The organism is Streptomyces sp. NPDC088157, assembly GCF_044741545.1.
In the GTDB taxonomy this organism is placed as follows: domain Bacteria; phylum Actinomycetota; class Actinomycetes; order Streptomycetales; family Streptomycetaceae; genus Streptomyces.
This window is the reverse complement of sequence record NZ_JBIUSU010000012.1, coordinates 126,125-148,653: the sequence shown is the minus strand read 5'-3', so window position 1 is coordinate 148,653 and position 22,529 is coordinate 126,125. Positions and strand designations below refer to the sequence as shown.

General features: G+C 71.1%; 15 protein-coding genes. 9 read left to right on the top strand and 6 right to left on the bottom strand.

The genetic code is table 11. The features are described from left to right. Window positions 1–59: 59 nt before the first annotated feature. Entirely contained in the window at window positions 60–1,130 is a 1,071-nt protein-coding gene (locus ACIPFH_RS37930) for a glycoside hydrolase family 26 protein (RefSeq protein ID WP_401833845.1), read from the top strand. Here the strand turns inward: ACIPFH_RS37930 and ACIPFH_RS37925 are convergent. Next, window positions 1,051–3,561, bottom strand: a complete 2,511-nt coding sequence (locus ACIPFH_RS37925; RefSeq protein WP_401833843.1) for a lipopolysaccharide biosynthesis protein — start codon at window positions 3,559–3,561, stop codon at window positions 1,051–1,053. The two genes, ACIPFH_RS37930 and ACIPFH_RS37925, sit on opposite strands and share 80 nt — an antisense overlap. Continuing rightward, the gene (locus tag ACIPFH_RS37920) at window positions 3,554–4,789 is read right to left on the bottom strand and encodes a DegT/DnrJ/EryC1/StrS family aminotransferase (RefSeq protein ID WP_401833840.1); all 1,236 of its coding nucleotides are present in this window, start codon (window positions 4,787–4,789) and stop codon (window positions 3,554–3,556) included. Before ACIPFH_RS37920 ends, ACIPFH_RS37925 begins: the two co-directional genes overlap by 8 nt. Window positions 4,790–5,090: 301 nt before the next feature. Here ACIPFH_RS37920 and fahA point away from each other — a divergent pair, with 301 nt between their 5' ends. From fahA to ACIPFH_RS37880, 8 genes are all read left to right on the top strand, one after another. Next, entirely contained in the window at window positions 5,091–6,314 is a 1,224-nt protein-coding gene (gene fahA / locus ACIPFH_RS37915) for a fumarylacetoacetase (protein WP_401834016.1), read from the top strand. A gap of 434 nt (window positions 6,315–6,748) precedes the next feature. Continuing rightward, window positions 6,749–7,687 (top strand): M56 family metallopeptidase, encoded by a 939-nt coding sequence (locus ACIPFH_RS37910; RefSeq protein WP_401833838.1) that lies wholly within the window; start codon window positions 6,749–6,751, stop codon window positions 7,685–7,687. 122 nt (window positions 7,688–7,809) lie between these two features. Beyond that, window positions 7,810–8,598 carry a GntR family transcriptional regulator gene (locus tag ACIPFH_RS37905; RefSeq protein WP_401833835.1) on the top strand — a complete coding sequence of 263 codons (789 nt, stop codon included), beginning with the start codon at window positions 7,810–7,812 and terminating at the stop codon, window positions 8,596–8,598. A 157-nt stretch (window positions 8,599–8,755) separates the two neighbouring features. Next, window positions 8,756–8,983, top strand: coding sequence for a ferredoxin family protein (locus ACIPFH_RS37900; protein WP_020130156.1), 228 nt, complete (start codon window positions 8,756–8,758; stop codon window positions 8,981–8,983). 30 nt (window positions 8,984–9,013) lie between these two features. After that, window positions 9,014–10,354 carry an ABC transporter substrate-binding protein gene (locus ACIPFH_RS37895; protein WP_401833831.1) on the top strand — a complete coding sequence of 447 codons (1,341 nt, stop codon included), beginning with the start codon at window positions 9,014–9,016 and terminating at the stop codon, window positions 10,352–10,354. Continuing rightward, the gene (locus ACIPFH_RS37890; protein WP_401833830.1) at window positions 10,351–11,232 is read left to right on the top strand and encodes an ABC transporter permease; all 882 of its coding nucleotides are present in this window, start codon (window positions 10,351–10,353) and stop codon (window positions 11,230–11,232) included. Before ACIPFH_RS37895 ends, ACIPFH_RS37890 begins: the two co-directional genes overlap by 4 nt. Beyond that, complete coding sequence (locus ACIPFH_RS37885; protein WP_401833828.1) at window positions 11,216–12,031, top strand: ABC transporter ATP-binding protein; 816 nt, start codon at window positions 11,216–11,218, stop codon at window positions 12,029–12,031. The genes ACIPFH_RS37890 and ACIPFH_RS37885 overlap by 17 nt, the downstream gene beginning before the upstream one ends. A gap of 11 nt (window positions 12,032–12,042) precedes the next feature. Next, entirely contained in the window at window positions 12,043–14,952 is a 2,910-nt protein-coding gene (locus ACIPFH_RS37880; protein ID WP_401833825.1) for a fumarate reductase/succinate dehydrogenase flavoprotein subunit, read from the top strand. Between the two features lie 98 nt (window positions 14,953–15,050). Here ACIPFH_RS37880 and recQ read toward each other — a convergent pair whose 3' ends face one another. From recQ to nuoL, 4 genes are all read right to left on the bottom strand, one after another. Then, window positions 15,051–17,096, bottom strand: coding sequence for a DNA helicase RecQ (gene recQ / locus ACIPFH_RS37875; protein WP_401834014.1), 2,046 nt, complete (start codon window positions 17,094–17,096; stop codon window positions 15,051–15,053). 221 nt (window positions 17,097–17,317) lie between these two features. Next, the gene (nuoN, locus tag ACIPFH_RS37870; RefSeq protein ID WP_401833822.1) at window positions 17,318–18,976 is read right to left on the bottom strand and encodes an NADH-quinone oxidoreductase subunit NuoN; all 1,659 of its coding nucleotides are present in this window, start codon (window positions 18,974–18,976) and stop codon (window positions 17,318–17,320) included. Beyond that, window positions 18,973–20,544 carry an NADH-quinone oxidoreductase subunit M gene (locus tag ACIPFH_RS37865; protein ID WP_401833820.1) on the bottom strand — a complete coding sequence of 524 codons (1,572 nt, stop codon included), beginning with the start codon at window positions 20,542–20,544 and terminating at the stop codon, window positions 18,973–18,975. The genes nuoN and ACIPFH_RS37865 overlap by 4 nt, the downstream gene beginning before the upstream one ends. 5 nt (window positions 20,545–20,549) lie before the next feature. Beyond that, window positions 20,550–22,514 carry an NADH-quinone oxidoreductase subunit L gene (nuoL, locus tag ACIPFH_RS37860; RefSeq protein ID WP_401833818.1) on the bottom strand — a complete coding sequence of 655 codons (1,965 nt, stop codon included), beginning with the start codon at window positions 22,512–22,514 and terminating at the stop codon, window positions 20,550–20,552. Window positions 22,515–22,529: the final 15 nt, after the last annotated feature.

The following is a 22,529-nucleotide window of genomic DNA, read 5'->3' as shown; positions in this document are numbered from 1 at the left end:
CAGGGCTGCGTGCCCCGGGTGGCTACCCGGGAAGCGCGCGGCGCGTCTACAAGGCCGTCGTGCTGGTGGCGGTGTCCGCGCTGCTCGCCGGGATCGGCATCTGGGCCGGCCGAGCCGAGGACCCGGGCTCCGCCGCGGACGCCCTGCCCGACAACGCGGCCTCGGGCGAGCTGCCCACCGGTACCTGCGCCCCCACCGACACGCTGATCCCGCGCTGCGGTGCCTGGTGGGGCGCCGCCGTGCCGTACGCCGAAGACGGCTCGCTCAAGGACGCCGTGCACGGCTTCGAGAAGAGGATCGGCCGCAAGCTGGACCTCGTCTACAACTACCACGACATGTCGGGCACCGAGCTCGACGGCGAACTGCTCACCCCCGACGAACAGGAACTCGGCAGGGACAGGCTGCTCATGCTGGCCTGGGAGTCCACCGTCTGGACCGAGCCGCACCACGAGAACTGGACGGAGAGCCAGCTCGGCTGGAAGAACATCGCCTCCGGCAGGCTCGACAAGAAGATCCTCGATCCGCAGATTCGCCGCATCAAGGCCTACGGCAAACGCGTCTTCCTCTCCTTCGACCAGGAGACCGACGCCCGCATCAAGGAAGGCGCGGGCACCCCGAAGGAGTTCGTCGCCGCGTACCGCCATGTCCGCGACCGGTTCCGGGAACTGGGCGCCGACAACGTCGTGTGGGTATGGACCGTCTCCGGCTACCTCGGCAGCGCCGCCGACATGAAGGCGCTCTACCCCGGGGACGAGTACGTCGACTGGATCGCCATGGACCAGTACAACTACTACCAGTGTCACGGCACCACGGACTGGAAGGACTTCCTGCGCAGCCAACGCCCCGGCTACGACTGGCTGCGCGAGGACATCAGCGCCGACAAGCCGGTGATGCTCGCGGAGTTCGCCACCGCGCCCGACGCCGACGCTCCGCAGCGTCAGCGCGACTGGTACACCCAGATCCCCGCCGCCGTGAAGAAGCTCCCGGAGGTGAAGGCACTGGTGCACTGGAACCGGCCGACCTCCGAGAAACCCGAGTGCGATCTGACCGTCAACGAGGGTCCGGGTCTCGAGGGCTACCGGGAGGCGGGGAGGAACAGCTACTTCCACCAGCCCGTGCCGTCCCGCTGACCACGCCCCGAAGCCGTGCCGCCTTCGCGCGGCGACGGTGGGAGAGCGACAGGATCACGGTGGCGAGGACGAGGACGACGAACAGGGGCAGGGCCGCCGGCGCGAGTTCCAGCCGCCACACCCAGCCGCCCAGCCCGACCATGTACAGGACCCCCCAGCGCCCCGGCCGGGTCAGCCACCGGTCCGCGCCCGCGAGCAGCAGCCACAGCGGTATGAGACACAGCAGCTGCGCGGCCGGCGGTGTCCACCGCAGCAGCGGCCCGGGGCCGTCGAGCCCCAGCCCGTCCGCCAGGAGACCGGCCGCTTTCGCGTACAGCGCTCCACCGACGGGTGACGGCTCCCAGCCGAAGGCGAGGGGTACGGCGTACAGGGCGAGCAACACGGAACCCAGCGCCGCCCCCGGCAGCAGTGCGCCGCGTGTCGCGCGCAGCGTCACCGCGCCGACGAACACCACAAGCAGCAGGCCCCCCGCGACGGTCGCCGTGAGCGGCAGCGCCGCCAGCTGCTGACGTCCGGTCAGTACGTCCTCGGACGGGCCGTCGAGCCACGGAAGCTCGCGCAGCGCCGTCCAGAAGGCCACGGTCGCCACGCCGAGTAGACCCCACAGACCGCCCGCGACCCACCGATCCCGGCCCCCACCCGCGTCCCACCGCTCCCGGCTCCGTGCCGCGTTCCATCGATCCCGGCTCCCTACCGCGCCCCGCCGCTTCCCGCTCCCGCCACCGTTCCACCGCTCCGGGCTCCCGGCCGCGGCGGAGCGGTCGGGCGCGACCGCACGGGCCGACTCCTCACGCCGCCCCTCGCCGACCGCGGCCCCCTCGCCGACAGTGCCGCCCCCCGCACCTCCCTTGTCGTACGGGCCGTTCTCCCTGTTCGCGTCGGACTCGTGCGGCCGCACTATCAGCGCCAGCGTGTCCGCCTGCAGCGCCTCGCGTTCGTACCCGGGACGCCCGATGAACAGGGTGACCGTGTCCTCGTCCACGCCCTCGCGTTCGTAGGCCGCCCGGCGCGCCCAGTTCGTGCCGTACCCGGCGGTGGCGTTCAGCCGTGCCCAATGGGTTCCGTAGGCCGGCGCGGTGGAGGACCGGCCGACGGGCCGACGGACGTTGCGGCGCAGAGCGGAGCGCAGACCGACCGCGGAGACGGCGGCGATCAGGGTCATGCTGAGCAGGACCGCCCAGCCGGCGCCCGCGATCCCGGCCGGTGCGAACAGTACGGCCGCGCTGCCCAGCACCAGCACGCACATGGCGCCCTGGAGCGCGGCGAGCACTCCGGTACGGCCCTGCACCCTCAGCACGCCGATGTACAGCTCGACCACGACCCGGGGCAGCGCCCCGGCGGCCAGCAGCCGCAGCACGGTGGTGCCGTGCTCGGCGTAGTCCTCGTTGAACGGCAACAGGATCTGCGGGGCGAACACCACCAGGAACAGCACCACCGGCACCAGCAGCAGCGTCATACGGCGCAGGGCCCCTCGTACGCCCTCGGCGAGCTGCCGCGGGTCGTGCGAGGCGTGCGCGGTGAGGGAGGAGGCCATGTTGATGGCCATGAACTCCATCGTGCCGCCGACGGTGTACGCCACGTAGAAGTAGCCGTTCTCCGCCGCGCTGAAGCGGACCGCGACCATCACCGGCAGCAGGTTGATCATCGCCAGGCTGAACAGCGCGCCCAGCGAGTCCCCGGCCAGGAAGCGGCCCATCTCACGCAGCTGGGGTGGCTCCAGATCGCGGTCGGCGGCGGCCTGGCGCGGGATCAGCCGGCGGAAGATCAACCAGCCCAGCGGCAGCGTCGAGAACGCGATCGCGACGGCCCAGGACACGAAGATGCCGAGCACCGGCAGCGCGGCCGCGAACCCGGCCAGCAGGATCAGCTTGCCGACGGAGAACACCGCGTTGCCGATGGGCACCCACCCCGACCTGCGCAGGCCGGTGAGAACCCCGTCCTGGAGCGTGAGCAGGGCCCACGCCACACACGCGACGACGAAGGTCGCCCCCGCGGCGGCCGTGCCGAGCGGCGCGTACGTCGCCCCCCACAGGTCGAGGGTGAGCAGGAACACGAAGGCGGCGACGGCGACCACCACCGAACTGGCCGCGTACGCCCGCCACACGAGCGAGCCCGTGGCCCGCCCCGCGCGCGGCACGAAGCGGACGACGGCCCCGATCATCGTCGTCGCCGTGATGCTGGCCAGCAGCCGCATCGCGGCGATCGCGGCCGAGCCCTGCCCGACGGCCTCCTCCGAGTAGTAGCGCGCGGCCACCAGCCAGAAGCCCAGGCCCAGCACGGCGGAGACGCCCGTGCTGAGCATCAGGAAGTAGGCGTTCTTGAACAAGGACTCGGAGCCGCGAGTGTCGTCGGCCGGTGTCCTGCCCGCCTCCTTGCCGACGGGCGGCGCCGAGGGCTCGGGTACCTGGATCTCGGCCTGCGTCTCAGCCACCGGTCGGCTCCAGCCCTCCCGGCGCCTCGGCCGGCCGAACGCCGGACTCCTGAAGCACCTGGACGACCTGCCGGGCCCGCAGCGGATCCACGGGCAACGCGTGCCGTGCGAACCAGCGGGCCCCGGCGGGATCGGGCGACAGGTCGGTGAAGGCGGCACCCGCGTAGTCGTCCAGGGGCGGGTCATAGAGGTACCCGACGACGATGCCCCGCCGCGCGAGCGCCGCCCTCGCGGTCTCCCGGTCGGCGACGAACAGGGGTACCCGGAAAAGGGGTTGGACCCGATCGGCGCGAGGCACGCCGGGCCTGGCCCAGGGTGTGGCAAGAAGCAGCTCCGTGCCCGCCCGGCAGGCCGCGAGCACCTCGTCCAGGTGGTCGAGCCTGCGCCCGATACGGCCCGCTCTCAGCGGCCCCGAACGCAACCGGTAGTCGTGCATGTCGACGCGGACCCAGGGGTCGTGCGCGGTGAGGTCCGGCGCCGCCTCGACGGCGCGGGCCAACTCGGCCGGCCGCAGCGGCATCCGGATCTCCTCCCGCTCCATCAGTCCGAGCAGCCGCATCGTGGCCCAGGCGGCCCGCCGCAACCCCAGCCCCCGCACGGTCGCCTCCGCGAACGGCCGGGCGGCGTACGCGAGTTCCGCCGTGAGCCGTCCCGGAAGCAGCAGGTCCTCGCAGGTCTTCTCCAGGGCCTCGCGCAGTCCCGGGTCGGCGCAGGCAAGGAATCCGCCGGCTTTGGCGCCGACATGCTTGGAGAGGCTGAAAACGGAGGCGTCCCCCCAGGCCCCGACCGGTCTGCCCCCCACTTCGCTGCCGATGGCGTGCGCCCCGTCCTCGAACAACGGGATGCCCAGCGCGTCGCACTTCTCCCGCAGCCGCGGCGTGTCGTCCGGGTTGCCGTACAGATTCGTCGTGAGAACGCCGGACAGCGAGTCCCACATCTCGTCGGGCACGGCGGCGACGTCGATCGACGCGTCCAGCGGGTTCAACGGCGCCTGCACGGGCCGCAGCCCGGCCGCGAGCACGACGAAGAAGATCACGTCGTCGTTGACCGGCGACATCAGCACGCGTCCGCCGGGCGGGCACCAGTGGCGCAATGCCACGTACAGCCCGAATCTGCACGACGGTACGTACACGCATTCCCGGCCGAGTCTGTCGCGCATGGTCGCTTCCAGCCGCTTCGGCCGTGAGCCACGCCGCGCCGACCCGAGGCCGGCCTCCCCTATGGCCATCCGCCCCCCAGTTGTGCCAGGGGAAGACCCCCTCCCCGAGGCCTTCCAGCACCCGCCCAGAGTCTCCCCTTTCGCACCGCTCCGTCAAGATTACGGACCTGCCGGTGGTCGACCTCGGGTGAGCAACCGGTAGCGGAGAGCTGCCGGCCGGAGGGTCTCGCCGGTCCCGCCCCCGTGTCACTTCCGCGGCGTCGGCCGTAACGTGTGGCGCGGCTCGGCGCACCCGCGCGATCTCCGCTCGGGGTCCGGCGAGCCCGACATGGCGAGCACCAAAGAGCGCACGAAAGAGAGGCAGTACCCGATGCCCCCCTTCGACCTTCCCGAGGGCGACCCCTTCGGTCCGCACAACCTCCCCTACGGCGTCTTCTCCCTCCCGGGCTCCACGGGTCGGACCGTCGGCGTCCGGCTCGGCGACCACGTCCTCGACGCGGGCGCGGCGGCCCGCGCGCTCGGCTCGCCGCACGCGGACCTGCTCGCCGCGCCGACGCTCGACCCGCTGCTGGAGGCGGGACGCCCGACCTGGTCGCAGGTACGCCGTGCCCTGACGGAATGGGTGACCGATCCCGCACACCGCCCGACCGTGGAACCGCTCTTCCATCCCCTTTCCGGCGTCACGCTGCACCTCCCCTTCCAGGTCGCCGACTACGTCGACTTCTACTCTTCCGAGCACCACGCCCGGAACGCGGGAGCGATCTTCCGCCCGGACGCCGGGGACGTCCTCCTGCCCAACTGGAAGCACCTGCCGATCGGCTACCACGGCCGGGCCGGCACGGTCGTGGTGTCCGGCACCGACGTCGTCCGCCCGTCGGGCCAGCGCAAGACGCCCGACGACCCGGCCCCCGTCTTCGGCCCGTCCGTGCGGCTCGACATCGAGGCCGAGGTCGGCTTCGTGGTCGGCGTGCCCTCGCGGCAGGGCAGCCCGGTCGCGCTGGCCGACTTCCGCGAGCACGTCTTCGGCCTGTGCCTGCTCAACGACTGGTCCGCCCGTGACCTCCAGGCCTGGGAGTACGTCCCTCTCGGCCCGTTCCTCGCCAAGTCGTTCGCCACGTCGGTGTCGGCGTGGATCACCCCGCTGGAGGCTTTGGAGAGCGCGCGGGTGACACCCCCGGAGCGGACCCACCCCCTCCTCCCCTACCTGGACGACTCGGCCACCGAACCCGGCGGTTACGACCTGCGCATCTCCGTCGCGCTCAACGGTCACGTGGTCTCCGATCCCCCCTTCTCCACCATGTACTGGACGGCCGCCCAGCAGCTCGCCCACCTCACGGTCAACGGCGCCTCCCTGCGCACCGGCGACCTGTACGGCTCGGGCACGGTGAGCGGCCCGAACCCGCACGAGCGCGGCTCCCTGCTGGAACTGACCTGGAACGGCCGTGACCCGCTGGAACTCCCCGATGGAAAGCGCACGTTCCTGGAGGACGACGACGTGGTCACCCTGTCGGCGTGGGCTCCCGGCCCCGACGGCTTGCGGGTGGGACTGGGAGAGGTGAGCGGCCGGGTGGTCGCCGGACGAACCGAGCGCTGAGGCGACTGTTGGCATGGCCGACGACAGAACGGGTGACCGAGCCGGCGGCGGCCGACCGAACCGTGGACCGGGTGACCGGCCCAACCGAGAACGGAGTGACCGGCCGAGGCTGGGGCAGGACCGCTGGCCTGGCCGAGGAAGGAGCGGGTGCCCGAGCCTGGGGCGGAGCCGCTGACGGCGCCGCAGGCAGGGCGGCCGACGGTGCCGCGGGCAGGGCCGCTGACGGCGCCGGGGCGTAGGGGGGACGGCCGGGGCCGAATCGGGGTGTCGTCGTGGGCTGACTCCCGGAGTAACCGCCGTCATACTGGCGGCGGGCACGGTCCTCGTGCCGAGCCCGCCGCCCGTGGCAGGCCGCACGCACGCGGGTACGCGGTACGCACCCCGCGCGCACGTGGCGCACGCCCCCGTCCCGACCAGGATCCGGAGCCCATGGCATGGCCCTCTGCCTGCTCCTGCTGAGCGTCGTCGCTCTGTCGGCCGCCGTGCCGGTTCCGCGTGTGCTCACCCGGTCCGCATGGCCCGAGCGGGAGCCGGTGATCGGGCTGTGGGTGTGGCAGTGCCTGGTCGCCACGGTCCTGCTGTGCTGCCTGACCGCCCTGACGCTGGGTGCCGCCGCCGTGTTCCACACCGTCCGCGCCCGGGTCTTCGCTCCCGCACCACCCCGGGTCTCCCAGGCGTACGACCTCTCCGCCGCCCCGCTGTGGGCCACGGCCCTCACTCTGCTGCTGGCCTGCGGCGCCGCCTGGACCGCCGCGATGCTGGCCCGCGAGCTGGTCGACGCGCGCCGACACCGCGGCCAGGCCAGGGCGCACCTGCGTGAACGCGCCCCCGACCTGCCCGCCGGCCTGCCGTCCGCCCGGGGTCCGCTGCTGGTGCTGGAGGACGAGTACCCCGACGCGTGGTGGATGCCGGGCAACCCACCGCAGCTGATCGTGACGACCGGCGCCCTGCACCGCCTCACCTCCCACCAGCTGGACGCCGTCCTCACCCACGAGCGCGGCCATGCCCGCGCCCACCATGACTGGCTGCTCCACCTGTCGACCGCCCTTGCCACCGGCTTCCCCCGCATTCCGCTCTTCTCCCACTTCTGCGACCAGACCCATCGCCTGGTCGAACTCGCCGCCGACGACACGGCGTCGCGCCGCTGCGGTCACCTGACCACGGCGCTGGCCCTGATCGAGCTGAACCAGCACCGGGGCGTCCTGTCCTGCGCCTCCAGCCGCCGTCTCCTGGGCGAGCGCGTCGACCGCCTGCTCCAGCCGCCCCCGCGCCTGCTTCGCCGACACCGGGCGCTGACGACCACGGTGGCCACGCTCGTGCCTCTGCTGCCCCTGCTGATCACCTTCGCCCCAGGACTGACGGCGTTGTCCTGACCTGGCAGATCTTGTGTAGGCCGGTCCTGTTTCCGCAGGTCAGAGCTCTGTCTGACGCTCCCACAGGTGGCGCAACACTCCGGCAACACTGCTTTTCCTACTGGCTCGCTATGGTTCGAAACATGCCACCCACCGACCGCATCCGAGACCACGCCGGCCAGGGCGCGACCACCGTCGCCGCCCACCGTGCACGTCGTCGGCTGCGTGCGGACCAGGCCCGTCAGCTCGCCGACCTGCTGCGCCGCCAGCTGCTCACCGACGGCTTCCCGGACGGCACGCTTCCCCACGAGTCGGTCCTCGCCACGGACTACCGCGCCTCCCGCAACACCGTCCGCCAGGCCCTGGATCTCCTCCGGGCGGAGGGGTTGGTGGAGCGCCTGCCCGGCGTCGGCACGGTCGTCGTGGCACAGAAGTTCCCCCACGGCCTGGACCGCCTGATGGGCCTCGCGGAAACCCTGCACGAGCACGGCCACGTCACCAACGAGGTCCGCACGATGGGCCCCGTCGCCGCACCCGCCCCGGTGGCCGACCGCCTCCGGGTCCCGCGCGGCACCGACGTGCTCTACATCGAACGTCTGCGCCGTCTGGGCGGCCTCCCGCTCTCCCTGGACCTCACCTACATCCCGCTCGACATCGGCACCGCCCTGCTCGGCGCCGACCTGGAGAACACCGACGTCTTCCGCCTCCTGGAGGCCGTCACCGGGCAGCGCCTCGGCCACGCCGAGATCACTCTGGAGGCGGTGACCGCGGACACCCACTCCGCCGCCGTACTGGAGGCACCGCGCGGCGCGGCCGTCCTGATGCTCGAACGCCTCACCCATCTCGCCGACGGCCGCCCGGTGGACCTCGAGTTCATCCGCTTCCGCGGCGACCGCATCTCGATGAGCGGCCTGCTGCACCGCTCCCTCTGACACCCCCCGGCCTCGCCACCACCCTCATCCCCGCCCTCACTTCCGCTCTTCCCCGTCCTCTTCCGTGCTCTCACCCCTTCATCGTTCGGCACGGCCTCACCGGTTCACCGCCGCTCGGGATTTCTCAGAATTTCTCGGGACTTTTCTGGAGACAGCCATGACCCTGGCACCCCAGCGGGCCGACGTGCCCGTGACCATCGACGAGTCGAAGTGCATCGACGGCTGCACGCTCTGCGTGGACATGTGCCCGCTGGACTCCCTCGCCATCGACGAGAGCAACGGCAAGGCCTACATGCACGTGGACGAGTGCTGGTACTGCGGCCCGTGCGCGGCCCGCTGTCCCACCGGAGCCGTCACGGTCAACATGCCCTACCTGCTCCGGTGAAAGGCCCGAACCTCCATGGAACCCAAAGCGATGAAAGCCCGGGCGACCGCCGCGTCCGCCGCCCTCCTGCTGCTCCCCCTCACCGGGTGCGGCAGCGCCGAAGCCGGTAGCGGTTCGACAGTCACCGTCACCGTCGGCTACCAATCCAAGACCATCAACACCGTCACGGCAGGCACCCTGCTGCGCTCACTCGGCTACTTCGAGAAGCAGCTGAACGCCCTCGGCGACGGCACGACCTACAAGGTGGACTGGCAGGACTACGCCACCGGCGCCCCCATCACCGCGCAGATGACCGCCGGAAAGATCGACATCGGCTCGATGGGCGACTTCCCGCTGCTCATCAACGCGGCCCGCGGCAAACAGCTCGGCAAGCCCACCCACCTCGTCTCGGTCACCGGCTACAACCTCCGTGGCGGCCTCAACACCATCGTCACGGCACCCGGCTCCAAGCTCGCGTCCATCGAGGACCTCAAGGGCAGGAAGGTCTCCACCAGCATCGGTTCCGCCGCCGACGGCACCCTCGTACGGGCCTTGCAGCGTGCCGGCATCGACCCGGACAAGGGCATCGAGAAGCTCAACCAGCAGCCGGCCGTGGGTGCGTCGGCCCTCTCCGCGGGCAGCGCCGACGCGCTCTCGCAGTTCGTCGCCTGGCCCGGCCTGCTCGCCTACCAGGGCAAGGCCAAGGCCCTGTACGACGGCGCCCAGCTGGACCTGCCCACCTTCCACGGCGTCACCGCCCGAGAGGACTTCGCCAAGAAGCGCCCGGCCGTGCTGGAGGCGTTCCTGAAGGCACAGTCGGAAGCAAGCGACTACCTCAACACGCACCCGGTGGCCGCCGCCGAGAAGGTCGCCGAGGCCACCGGCCTGCCGGCCGAGGTCGTCTATCTCTACAACGGCGCCCACGGCATCTCCACCTTCGATCCGGCCGTCAAGCCCCAGCTCGTCTCCGCGCTCAAGGAGGACGTCTCGATCCTGAAGGCGGCGAAGCTGACCGGGGACGTCGACGTGGACTCCTTCGTCGACGACCAGTACGTGAAGAAGGCCCTCGGCTCGTCGTACGCGAAGCAGCTCGCCGCCGCGCCCGCACCGGCCACGAGCGAGGTATGGCCCAAGGACGCCACAAAGACCCGTACCTTCAAGACGCCCGCCGAACTTCTGACCTACGTCGCGCAGCACAGGGACGGCATCCGCGCCGCCTACGTCCCCGACGCCACCACCGGCACCCTGTGGTTCGCCGACAAGGCCGTCTGGGTGGCCGACGGCGGGACACTTCTGCCGTTCGTCGCCCCGGCGACCGCGCAGGCCTACGTCGGCGCCCATGGCGGCGCCCGGGTCGTCACGTACGCCGACGCGCTGGGACGGGCGTCGTGACCCGGTACGTGCTGCGGGTGGCCTCGGTGGCGGCCGCCCTCGGCCTGTGGCAGCTGCTGACCAGCCTGAACGTCGACCTGTGGCTTCGTTTCTCGCAGTTCCCCACGGTCGCCGACGTGGCCCGCGCCTTCGCCGACCGCCTGGCCGGCGACGACTACTGGACCGACCTCACCGACAGCCTCACCCGCATCGTCACCGGATTCCTTCTGGCCGCCGTCCTCGGCGTGGCCACGGGCGTGCTCGTGGCGCGCTCGCGCCTCGCCGAGGACCTGCTCGGACCGGTCCTCGAAATCGTCCGCCCGATCCCCGCGATCGCCCTGGTGCCTGTCGCGATCCTGCTCTTCCCCTCCAACGAACAGGGCATCGTCTTCATCACCTTCACCGCCGCCTTCTTCCCGGTCCTGGTATCCACCCGTCACGCGGTCCGCGCGCTGGCCCCCGGGTGGGAGGAGGCGGTACGCACCATGGGCGGCGGCCGGTGGCGGATCCTCGGCTCGGTCGTGCTGCCCGGGGCGCTGCCCGGCATTTTCGGCGGGTTGTCGGTCGGCATCGGTGTGTCGTGGATCTGTGTGATCTCCGCCGAGATGATCTCCGGTCAGTACGGCGTCGGCTACCGGACCTGGCAGGACTACACGGTCGTCGACTACCCGGGAGTGTTCGTCGGCATGGTCACGATCGGCGTGCTCGGCTGGGCCACGTCCACGGCCGTGGAACTCCTCGGACGCCGCCTCACCCGCTGGCTGCCCCGCACGTCGTACGTCCCGACAGGCCGGCCCCGGCCGGGCAGCGTCCGGTCGGCCTCTCCCGCACCGGCGGCCTCTCCCGCCACTCCCACCGGCCCCGAACCCGAGGAGGCGCGCGATGAGCACCTCGTCTGAGACCCGCGAGACCACCCGTACGGACACCGCCGACGCGGCCACCGGTACGGCCTCCGGCACAGGGGCACGCGGCACCCGGCTCACCCTCCGCGCGGCCACTCTCGGCCGCCCCGACGCCACCGCCCTGGCCGACGTCGACCTGGACGTCCGGCCGGGCGAGATCCTGACCGTCGTCGGGCCCTCGGGCTGCGGCAAGTCGACGCTGCTGCGCACACTGTCCGGGCTGCTGCCCGCGCTGACCGGTGCCGTGGAGCAGGACGGCCGGCCGATCGGCGGGCCGGCGGCGGACCGCGCGCTGGTCTTCCAGGAGGACGCCCTTCTCCCCTGGCGCACCCTGCTGTCCAACGTCGAACTCCCCCTCGCCATCCAGGGCTCACCGCGCGCGGAGCGCAGGACGCAGGCCGCGGCCTGGCTCGAGCGGGTCGGACTCGCCGACCGCGCACGGCAGTTGCCGCACCGCGTCTCCGGAGGCCAGCGCCAGCGGGCGCAACTGGCCCGGGCCCTCGCCGCGGGCCCGCGCGCCGTCCTCATGGACGAACCCTTCGGCGCCCTCGACGCCCAGACCCGGGCGGGCATGCAGGACCTGCTGGTGGAGGTGCTGCAGGGCACGGGCGCGACCGTCGTCTTCGTCACCCATGACGTGGACGAGGCCCTGTTCCTCGGCGACCGCGTCGCCCTCCTGGGCGCGGGCCGCCTCGTCGCCGTACGGGACGTACCGCGCCCGCGCGAGCGCGCCGCCCACGACGACCCGGCACGCGTGGCCCTGCGACGCGACGTCCTGACCTCACTGAGCATCTGAAAGGCACCCCGGTGGACACCCTTCTGCAGATCCCCGCGCTCGGCGACGCCGAGGAGCTGACCTGCGACGTCCTCGTCATCGGTGGCGGCACCGCCGGCACCATGGCGGCCCTGACGGCCGCCGAGCGCGGCGCGGACGTCCTGCTCCTGGAGAAGGCCCACGTCCGCCACTCCGGGGCACTCGCGATGGGCATGGACGGTGTCAACAACGCGGTCATCCCCGGCCGCGCCGAGCCCGACGACTACGTCGCCGAGATCACCCGCGCCAACGACGGCATCGTCGACCAGTCCACCGTCCGCCAGACCGCCACCCGCGGCTTCGCCATGGTGCAGCGCCTGGAGTCGTACGGCGTGAAGTTCGAGAAGGACGAGCACGGCGACTACGCGGTCCGCCAGGTCCACCGTTCCGGCTCCTATGTGCTGCCCATGCCGGAGGGCAAGGACGTCAAGAAGGTCCTGTACCGGCAGCTTCGACGGCGCGAGATGCGGGAGCGGATCCGGATCGAAAACCGGGTGATGCCGGTGCGCGTGCTGACGTCTCCGGAGGACGGGCGGGCCATCGGTGCGGTCGGCTTCAACACCCGCACCGGGCAGTTCGTCACCGTCCGCGCGGGCGGGGTCGTCCTCGCGACCGGCGCCTGCGGCCGCCTCGGCCTGCCCGCCTCCGGCTACCTGTACGGCACCTACGAGAACCCCACCAACGCGGGCGACGGCTACGCCATGGCCTACCACGCGGGCGCCGAGCTGACCGGCATCGAGTGCTTCCAGATCAACCCGTTGATCAAGGACTACAACGGCCCGGCCTGCGCCTACGTCGCCAACCCCTTCGGTGGTTACCAGGTCAACCGGCACGGCGAACGCTTCGTCGACTCCGACTACTGGTCGGGCCAGATGATGGCCGAGTTCGCGGCGGAGGTCGCGAGCGACCGGGGCCCGGTGTACCTGAAGCTGAGCCACCTCCCGGAGGAGTCGATCTCGGCCCTGGAGTCGATCCTGCACTCCACCGAGCGTCCCACCCGGGGCACCTTCCACTCCGGCCGCGGACACGACTACCGCACGCACGACATCGAGATGCACATCTCGGAGATCGGCCTGTGCGGCGGCCATTCGGCCTCGGGTGTAAGGGTGGACGACCACGCCCGTACGACCGTCCCCCGCCTGTACGCCGCCGGTGACCTGGCCTGCGTCCCGCACAACTACATGATCGGCGCGTTCGTCTTCGGCGACCTGGCCGGCTCGGACGCGGCCCAGTACCGGGCGTACGACGGTGAGCTGCCCACTGACCAACTGCGCGAGGCGCACGAACTGATCTACCGCCCGCTGCGCAGTCCGCAGGGCCCGCCGCAGCCCCAGGTCGAGTACAAGCTCCGCCGGTTCGTGAACGACTACGTCACCCCGCCGAAGTCGGGCGCGCGGCTGTCGTTGGCCCTGGAGGCCTTCGAGCGGATGCGCGACGACATCGCCGAGATGGGCGCCCGTACCCCGCACGAGCTGATGCGGTGCGCCGAGGTCAGCTTCATCCGTGACTGCGCGGAGATGGCCGCGCGCGCCTCCCTTGCCCGTACCGAATCCCGCTGGGGCCTCTATCACGAGCGCCTCGACCACCCCCTCCGCGACGACGCCTCCTGGTTCCATCACCTCGATCTGCACAAGTCCCCCTCCGGTGCGATGGAGTTCACGGCCCGTCCCGTGGCTCCCTATCTGGTTCCGGTCGACGAGTTCACCCCCGTCGGCGGCCCTTCCCGTCATCTCGGCGAGATCCACCCCGAGGAGGTGGCCACGGCCGGTTCACGGGACGTGGCGCCCGTCGCCACCGGGGCCGGAGAAGCCGTCTCCGGGTCGAGCGACACCTCGGCGCTTTCGGAATCCGGATCCGGTTCCGCCCCCGAGCACTCCTCCTCCCTCCGGTCCTCCTCCCGTCTCCTCGAACTCGTCGCCCTCGCCGAGGAGGAGCCCGAACTCACGGCCCTTCTGCCCTACTTGACCGACCCGGTGCCCGCCGTCCGGCGCGAGGCCGTCGCCGTCCTCACCGAGACCGTGCCGTCGGGCACCGGCCCCGCCCTCGCCGAGGCGCTGCGTGATCCGTCCGCGGAGGTACGCGCCGCGGCCGCGGCCTCGCTGCGCGAGCTCGTCGAGACCCTGCCGCCGGAACCCGCCCTGCGCGACGGCCTCGCCGCCGCCCTGGCCGAGTCCGACCCCGTCGTCCGCGCGGCGGCCCTGGACGTGCTGCGGGCGCTGCGCCTCGGCGACGCCGACCTGTTCGCGGGCTCTCTCACCGACGTCGACATCGCCGTCCGGATCGAGGCCGTCCGCGCCCTGGTGTCCGTCGACGCCGCCGACGAACTGGCCCGCGCGGCGACCGCCGACCCGTCCCGCGAGGTCCGCGTCACGATCGCCAAGTCCCTCGCCACGGTGGCGGCCGGCCGCCTGGACAACGCCCCGCCGTCCGGCCCTGGCGCCGGCACCGGCACAGTCCCGGGCCCCGGCACCCTTCACGGCTCCGCGTCCGGCTCCGGCTCCGGCTCCGGCTCCGGTACAGGCCTCGCCCCCGAGCACGACGCCGTCCACGCGGCCCTCCTCGGGCTCGTCGACGACCCCGATGCCTTGGTGCGTGCCGCCGCTTACGGGGCGTTGGGCACCACGGGATGCCCGGTGCCGCTCGCCGCCCGGGCCGTGACCGCCCTGGCCGACCCCGCCTGGCAGGTCCGGGCCGGCGCGGCCACCGCGCTGTCCGTGGCCCACCCCGACACGGCCGTCTCCGTCCTCGCCAAGACCCTGGCCGATCCGAACGCCGACGTCCGCAAGGCCGCCGTCCTGGCTCTGACCCGCCACCGCGTCTCGGAGGCCGCCCGCGCGGCCCTCGCCACGGCGACGACGGACTCCGACGCGGACGTCAGGGCGTACGCGACGCGCGCCCTGTGAGGCACCGGTCCGCCTGAAGCCGGCCCCATGCCCTTCCCGCCCCGACGGCCGGCCGGCCAGTCCTCGGTATCCAGTCCCCGGTACCCAGCCCTCCCTCTCTACATCCAGTCCTCGGGCTCCGGCTCCGCGTCCATCTCGGGCCAGTAGTCCGGAGCTCCGGGGTCTGTTCCGGCGCCCGGAGCGGTGCCGGGGGCGGAGCTCTCAGCAGGTCCCGAAGCGGCGGCGCCCGAAGCGGCGCTCCGTGCGTCGCCGAGTGACGCCAGCACCGCGATCACACCCTCCCCGTATGTCACCAGCTTCTTCTCGCCTACACCGCCGATGCCGCCGAGCTGCTGCACCGAGGTCGGCCATGCCGTGGCGATCTCCCGGAGCGTGGCGTCGTGGAAGATGACGTACGCGGGGACGCCCTGCTCACGGGCCTGTTCGGCGCGCCAGGCCCGCAGGGCCTCGAAGGCGGGCAACAGCTCCTCGGGCAGCTCGGCCGCGGCGGCCTTGGACTTGCTCCTGCCGGAGGAGGAAGAACCCGACGCCTTCGACGTCGCCGCCCTCTTCGGCTCCTTGCGCAGCGGGACGTCCCGCTCGCGGCGCAGCACCACCCCGCTGGCCTCCGTCAGCACCAGCGTGCCGTACTCCCCCTCGACCGCGAGCAGCCCCTGCGCCAACAACTGCCGTACGACGCCGCGCCATTCGCCCTCGGAGAGCTCCTCGCCGATGCCGAACACCGACAGCTGATCGTGGTCGAACTGGATCACCTTGGCCGTGCGCTTGCCCATCAGGATGTCGACGATCTGCACCGCGCCGAACTTCTGCCCGCGCTCCCGCTGAAGCCGCACGATCGTCGACAGCACCTTCTGGGCCGCGACGGTGCCGTCCCAGGTCTCCGGAGGGGTGAGGCAGGTGTCGCAGTTGCCGCAGCCGGTCGGCTCCGGTTCCTGACCGAAGTAGGCGAGGAGCTGTCCGCGGCGGCACCGAGCGGTCTCGCACAGCGCCAGCATCGAGTCCAGGTGTGCGCCGGCCCGCCGCCGGAAGGCCTCGTCGCCCTCCCCGGACTGGATCAGCTTGCGCTGTTGTATGACGTCGTTGAGCCCGTAGGCCATCCATGCCGTGGAGGGGAGTCCGTCGCGGCCGCCACGACCCGTCTCCTGGTAGTAGCCCTCGATCGACTTGGGCAGGTCGAGGTGGGCGACGAACCGTACGTCCGGCTTGTCGATGCCCATACCGAAGGCGATGGTCGCGCACACGACCAGGCCGTCCTCCCGCAGGAACCGGGACTGGTGCGCCGCGCGCGTGCCCGCGTCCAGACCGGCGTGGTAGGGCACGGCCTCGACGCCGTTGCGGGACAGGAACTCGGCTGTCTTCTCGACGGAGTTGCGCGAGAGGCAGTACACGATGCCCGCGTCGCCCGCGTGCTCCTCGCGCAGGAAGCTCAGCAGCTGCTTCTTGGGATCGGCCTTCGGCACGATCCGGTACTGGATGTTGGGCCGGTCGAAGCTCGCCACGAAGTGCCGGGCCGACGGCATGTGCAGCCGCTGGGTGATCTCCTGGTGCGTCGCGTGTGTGGCCGTCGCCGTGAGCGCGATGCGCGGGACGTCCGGCCAGCGCTCGCCGAGCAGGGAGAGGGACAGGTAGTCGGGGCGGAAGTCGTGGCCCCACTGGGAGACGCAGTGCGCCTCGTCGATCGCGAAGACCGCGATCTTGCCGCGCGAGAGGAGGTCCAGGGTGGACTCCAGGCGCAGCCGTTCCGGTGCCAGGTACAGCAGGTCCAGCTCACCGGCGAGGAACTCGGCCTCGACCACGCGCCGCTCGTCGAAGTCCTGGGTGGAGTTGACGAAGCCGGCGCGCACGCCGAGCGCCCGCAGCGCGTCGACCTGGTCCTGCATCAGTGCGATCAGTGGCGAGACGACGATGCCCGTACCTGGTCTGACCAGGGAGGGGATCTGGTAGCACAGCGACTTGCCGCCGCCGGTCGGCATGAGGACGACCGCGTCCCCGCCGGCCACCACGTGCTCGATGACCGCTTCCTGCTCGCCGCGGAAGGCGTCGTATCCGAAGACCCGGTTCAGCGTGGCCAGCGCCTCGCTCTCGGTCCGCTCCGTTGTCCCGGTGATACCTGTCATCTCGCTGATCCCGCCCGTCCCGCCCATCGACTGGTCCCCCGTACGTCGTCTCTCGACCACTGCCTCCACGATAGGGGTCCGGACTGACAGTGCCGGAGTTATCCACAGGCTCTTTCCGGTGACTCTCCGTGCCGGGGGTGAGGAGCCGGCCGCCGGGCTGAGCCGACGAACACGTCGGTGGGCCCGGTTCCCTCTCAAGGAAACCGGGCCCACCGCACGAACCCGCCGCAGTTCAGCGGCACCGCGGGTCAGCGCACGAACACTCCCGCCTGGTTCGCCAGGTCCAGGAAGTACTGCGGCGCCACACCGAGCACCAGGGTGACCGCCACGCCCACCGCGATCGCCGTCATCGTCAGCGGCGACGGAACGGCGACGGTCGGCCCGTCCGGCCGCGGCTCGCTGAAGAACATCAGCACGATCACGCGGATGTAGAAGAACGCCGCGATCGCCGACGAGATCACGCCGACCACGACCAGCGGGGCCGCGCCACCTTCCGCCGCTGCCTTGAACACAGCGAACTTCCCGGCGAATCCGCTGGTCAGCGGGATACCGGCGAAGGCCAGCAGGAACACCGCGAACACGGCCGCCACCAGCGGCGACCTGCGCCCGAGCCCGGCCCACTTGGACAGGTGGGTCGCCTCGCCACCGGCGTCGCGGACAAGCGTGACCACCGCGAAGGCGCCGATCGTCACGAACGAGTACGCGGCCAGGTAGAAGAGGACCGACGAGACGCCGTCCGGGGTGGTCGCGATGACACCCGCCAGGATGAATCCGGCGTGCGCGATGGACGAGTACGCCAGCAGCCGCTTGATGTCGGTCTGCGTGATCGCGACGATCGCGCCGCCCAGCATGGTGACGATCGCGACGCCCCACATGACCGGACGCCAGTCCCAGCGCAGCCCGGGCAGAACCACGTAGAGGAGGCGCAGCAGCGCGCCGAAGGCGGCCACCTTGGTCGCCGCGGCCATGAAGCCGGTGACCGGGGTCGGCGCACCTTGGTACACGTCGGGTGTCCACATGTGGAACGGCACCGCGCCCACCTTGAACAGCAGCCCCATGACGATCATCGCCGCGCCGACGAGGAGCAGCGCGTCATTGCCCATGGTGTCGGCGAGCGCCGGGTTCACGTTCTGGACGGTGCCGTCGACGACCTGCGCGATCGTGCCGTACGACACCGAGCCGGCGTACCCGTACAGCAGGGCGATGCCGAAGAGGGTGAACGCGGAGGCGAACGCGCCGAGGAGGAAGTACTTGACCGCGGCCTCCTGCGACATGAGCCGCTTGCGGCGGGCCAGTGCGCACAGGAGGTACAGGGGCAGCGAGAAGACTTCCAGGGCGATGAAGAGGGTCAGCAGGTCGTTGGCCGACGGGAAGACCAGCATTCCGGCGACTGCGAACAGCAGCAGCGGGAAGACCTCGGTCGTCGTGAACCCGGCCTTGACCGCGGCCTGTTCACTCTCGCTGCCGGGCACGGAGGCCGCCTGGGCGGCGAAGGAGTCGACCCTGTTGCCGTGCGTCTCGGGGTCGAGGCGCCGTTCGGCGAAGGTGAACAGGCCGACCAGGGCGGCCAGCAGGATCGTGCCCTGGAGGAAGAGGGCCGGTCCGTCGACCGCGATCGCGCCCATGGCGGCGATACGCGCCTTCGTGGTGCCGTACCCGCCCTCCGCCAGCGCCACCACCGCGGCGAAGGCGGAGACCAGCGCCACGACAGATACGAATACTTGTGCGTAATAGCGGTGCTTGCGCGGCACGAACGCCTCGACCAGCACCCCGATGATCGCCGCGCCGACGACGATCAAGGTGGGCGACAATTGCCCGTATTCGATCTTCGGCGTGTCGATCTTCGAGATCGGTTCGGCCGCGGTTGCCGCCGTTGTCCACAGGCTGTGGACGGCTGATGCGCTCACTTGGCCGCCTCCACCTCGGGCTGGGGGTCCTTCTTGTGTACGTCGGACAGGGTCTGCTTGACCGCCGGATTCACGATCTCCGTGACGGGCTTCGGGTAGACGCCCAGGAAGATCAGCAGCACGATCAGCGGAGTGACGACCACGAGCTCACGCGCGCGTAGGTCGGGCATCGCCGAGACCTCGGGCTTCACCGGGCCGGTCATCGTCCGTTGGTAGAGGACGAGGGTGTAGAGCGCGGCGAGGACGATGCCCAAGGTGGCGACGATGCCGATCGCCGGGTAGCGCGCGAACGTGCCGACCAGGACCAGGAACTCGCTCACGAAGGGCGCGAGTCCCGGCAGCGACAGCGTCGCCAGGCCGCCGATCAGGAAGGTTCCGGCGAGCACCGGGGCGACCTTCTGGACACCGCCGTAGTCGGCGATGAGCCGCGAGCCGCGCCGGGAGATCAGGAATCCGGCGACCAGCATCAGCGCCGCCGTCGAGATGCCGTGGTTGACCATGTAGAGCGTCGCGCCGGACTGGCCCTGGCTCGTCATCGCGAAGATGCCCAGGATGATGAACCCGAAGTGCGAGATCGACGCGTAGGCCACCAGCCGCTTGATGTCCCGCTGGCCCACGGCGAGCAGCGCCCCGTAGATGATGCTGATCACCGCGAGGACGAGGATGACGGGTGTCGCCCACTTGCTCGCCTCCGGGAACAGCTGGAGACAGAACCGGAGCATCGCGAAAGTGCCCACCTTGTCGACGACCGCCGTGATGAGCACGGCGACCGGGGTGGTCGCCTCACCCATGGCGTTGGGCAGCCAGGTGTGCAGCGGCCACAGGGGCGCCTTCACCGCGAAGGCGAAGAAGAAGCCCAGGAACAGCCAGCGTTCGGTGTTCGTCGCCATGTCGAGTGTTCCGTTGGCACGGGCCTCGGCGATCTCGGTGAGCGAGAAGTTCCCGGCGACCACATAGAGGCCGATCACCGCGGCCAGCATGATCAGGCCGCCGACCAGGTTGTACAGAAGGAACTTCACGGCCGCGTACGACCGTTGCGTGGACGCCACCTCCTCACCGTGCTCATGGGCACGGTCCCCGAAGCCACCGATGAGGAAGTACATCGGGATCAGCATGGCTTCGAAGAAGATGTAGAAGAGGAAGACGTCGGTCGCCTCGAAGGAGAGGATCACCATCGCCTCGACGGCCAGGATCAGGGCGAAGAAGCCCTGCGTCGGCCGCCAGCGCTTGTTGCCCGTCTCCAGCGGGTCGGCGTCGTGCCAGCCCGCGAGGATGATGAACGGGATCAGCAGCGCGGTCAGCGCGACGAGCGCGACCCCGATACCGTCCACTCCCAGCTCGTACCTGACCCCGAAGTCCGCGATCCAGGAGTGGGACTCGGTGAGCTGGTAGCGGCCGCCGTCCGGGTCGAAGCGGACCAGGACGACGATCGCCAGGGCGAGGGTCGCGAGGGAGAACAGCAAGGCCAGCGATTTGGCGGCGTTGCGCCGGGCGGCCGGTACGGCGGCCGTGACGACCGCCCCGATCGCCGGGAGCGCCGCCGTCGCTGTCAGCAGAGGAAAGGACATCGGTATCAGACCGCCCTCATCAGCAGGGTCGCGGCGATGAGGACCGCCGCACCGCCGAACATCGAGACCGCGTACGACCGCGCGAATCCGTTCTGGAGTCGGCGCAGCCGCCCGGAGAGACCGCCGACCGAGGCCGCCGTGCCGTTGACGACTCCGTCGACCAGGGTGTGGTCGACGTAGACCAGGGAGCGCGTGAGGTGCTCGCCGCCCCGGACCAGGACGACGTGGTTGAAGTCGTCCTGGAGGAGGTCGCGCCGGGCGGCCCGGGTGAGCAGCGACCCGCGCGGGGCGACGATCGGGACGGGGCGGCGGCCGTACTGGGCGTAGGCGATCGCCACGCCGATCACCAGGACCACCATCGTGGCGAGGGTGACGGTGAGGGCGCTGACCGGCGAGTCGCCGTGGGAGTGGCCGGTGACGGGCTCCAGCCAGTGCAGGAAGCGGTCGCCGATGCTGAAGAACCCGCCGGCGAAGACGGACCCGACGGCCAGCACGATCATGGGGATCGTCATGACCTTGGGAGACTCGTGCGGGTGCGGCTCCGCGTGCTCGCCGTGGTGCGCGGCCGCGGGCTCCGCGCTGGGCGCCTCGGGAGAGCGGGTGGGTTGGTTCTTCCAACGCTCCTCTCCGAAGAACGTCATCAGCATCACGCGCGTCATGTAGTACGCGGTGATGGCCGCGCCGAGCAGGGCACAACCGCCTAGGATCCAGCCCTCGGTGCCGCCCTTGGCGAACGCCGCCTCGATGATCTTGTCCTTGGAGAAGAACCCGGACAGACCGGGGAAGCCGATGATGGCGAGGTAGCCGAGACCGAAGGTGACGAAGGTGATCGGCATGTACTTGCGCAGGCCGCCGTACTTGCGCATGTCGACCTCGTCGTTCATGCCGTGCATGACCGAGCCCGCGCCGAGGAACAGCCCGGCCTTGAAGAAGCCGTGCGTCACCAGGTGCATGATCGCGAAGACGTAGCCGATGGGGCCGAGACCCGCGGCCAGCACCATGTAGCCGATCTGCGACATGGTCGAGCCGGCCAGCGCCTTCTTGATGTCGTCCTTCGCGCAACCGACGATCGCACCGAACAGGAGCGTGACGGCACCGACGACGGTGACGACGAGTTGCGCGTCTGGTGCGCCGTTGAAGATGGCCGCCGAGCGGACGATCAGGTACACGCCCGCCGTCACCATCGTCGCCGCGTGGATGAGGGCCGAGACCGGAGTCGGGCCCTCCATCGCGTCCCCGAGCCAGGACTGCAACGGCACCTGGGCGGATTTGCCGCAGGCGGCGAGCAGCAGCATCAGGGCGATCGCGGTGAGCTTGCCCTCCGTCGCGTCACCGGCGATGCCGGGCTCTCCCTCCGCCCCGAGCAGCGGGCCGAAGGCGAAGGTCCCGAAGGTGGTGAACATCAGCATGATGGCGATCGACAGGCCCACGTCACCGACGCGGTTGACCAGGAAGGCCTTCTTCGCGGCGGTGGCGGCGCTGGGCTTGTGCTGCCAGAAGCCGATGAGCAGGTAGGACGCGAGACCGACGCCCTCCCAGCCGACGTACAGCAGCAGGTAGTTGTCGGCGAGGACGAGCAGCAGCATCGCCGCCAGGAACAGGTTCAGATAGCCGAAGAAGCGGCGGCGCCGCTCGTCGTGCTCCATGTACCCGATCGAGTACAGGTGGATCAGTGAGCCGACGCCCGTGATCAGCAGCACGAACGTCATCGACAGCTGGTCGAGGCGGAAGGCGACGTCCGCCTGGAAGCCCTCGACGGGGATCCAGCTGAACAAGTGCTGCGTCAGCGTCCGGTGTTCTGCGTCCTTGCTCAGCAGGTCGCTGAAGAGGACGACGCCGAACACGAAGGAGACGGACGACAGGAGCGTGCCGACCCAGTGGCCGACGGCGTCGAGCCGACGGCCGCCGACCAGAAGGACGGCCGCTCCGAGCAGGGGCGCCGCGATCAGCAGCGCAATCAGGTTCTCCACGTTTCTTCCGACCCC

Coding starts and splice junctions, on each gene's coding strand:
- recQ (WP_401834014.1), bottom strand. CDS start 17,096: ATGGGCGGGACGGGCGGGATCAGCGAGATGACAGGTATCACCGGGACA.
- ACIPFH_RS37885 (WP_401833828.1), top strand. CDS start 11,216: ATGAGCACCTCGTCTGAGACCCGCGAGACCACCCGTACGGACACCGCC.
- ACIPFH_RS37910 (WP_401833838.1), top strand. CDS start 6,749: ATGGCCCTCTGCCTGCTCCTGCTGAGCGTCGTCGCTCTGTCGGCCGCC.
- ACIPFH_RS37900 (WP_020130156.1), top strand. CDS start 8,756: ATGACCCTGGCACCCCAGCGGGCCGACGTGCCCGTGACCATCGACGAG.
- ACIPFH_RS37895 (WP_401833831.1), top strand. CDS start 9,014: ATGAAAGCCCGGGCGACCGCCGCGTCCGCCGCCCTCCTGCTGCTCCCC.
- fahA (WP_401834016.1), top strand. CDS start 5,091: ATGCCCCCCTTCGACCTTCCCGAGGGCGACCCCTTCGGTCCGCACAAC.
- ACIPFH_RS37905 (WP_401833835.1), top strand. CDS start 7,810: ATGCCACCCACCGACCGCATCCGAGACCACGCCGGCCAGGGCGCGACC.
- ACIPFH_RS37865 (WP_401833820.1), bottom strand. CDS start 20,544: ATGTCCTTTCCTCTGCTGACAGCGACGGCGGCGCTCCCGGCGATCGGG.
- ACIPFH_RS37920 (WP_401833840.1), bottom strand. CDS start 4,789: ATGGCCATAGGGGAGGCCGGCCTCGGGTCGGCGCGGCGTGGCTCACGG.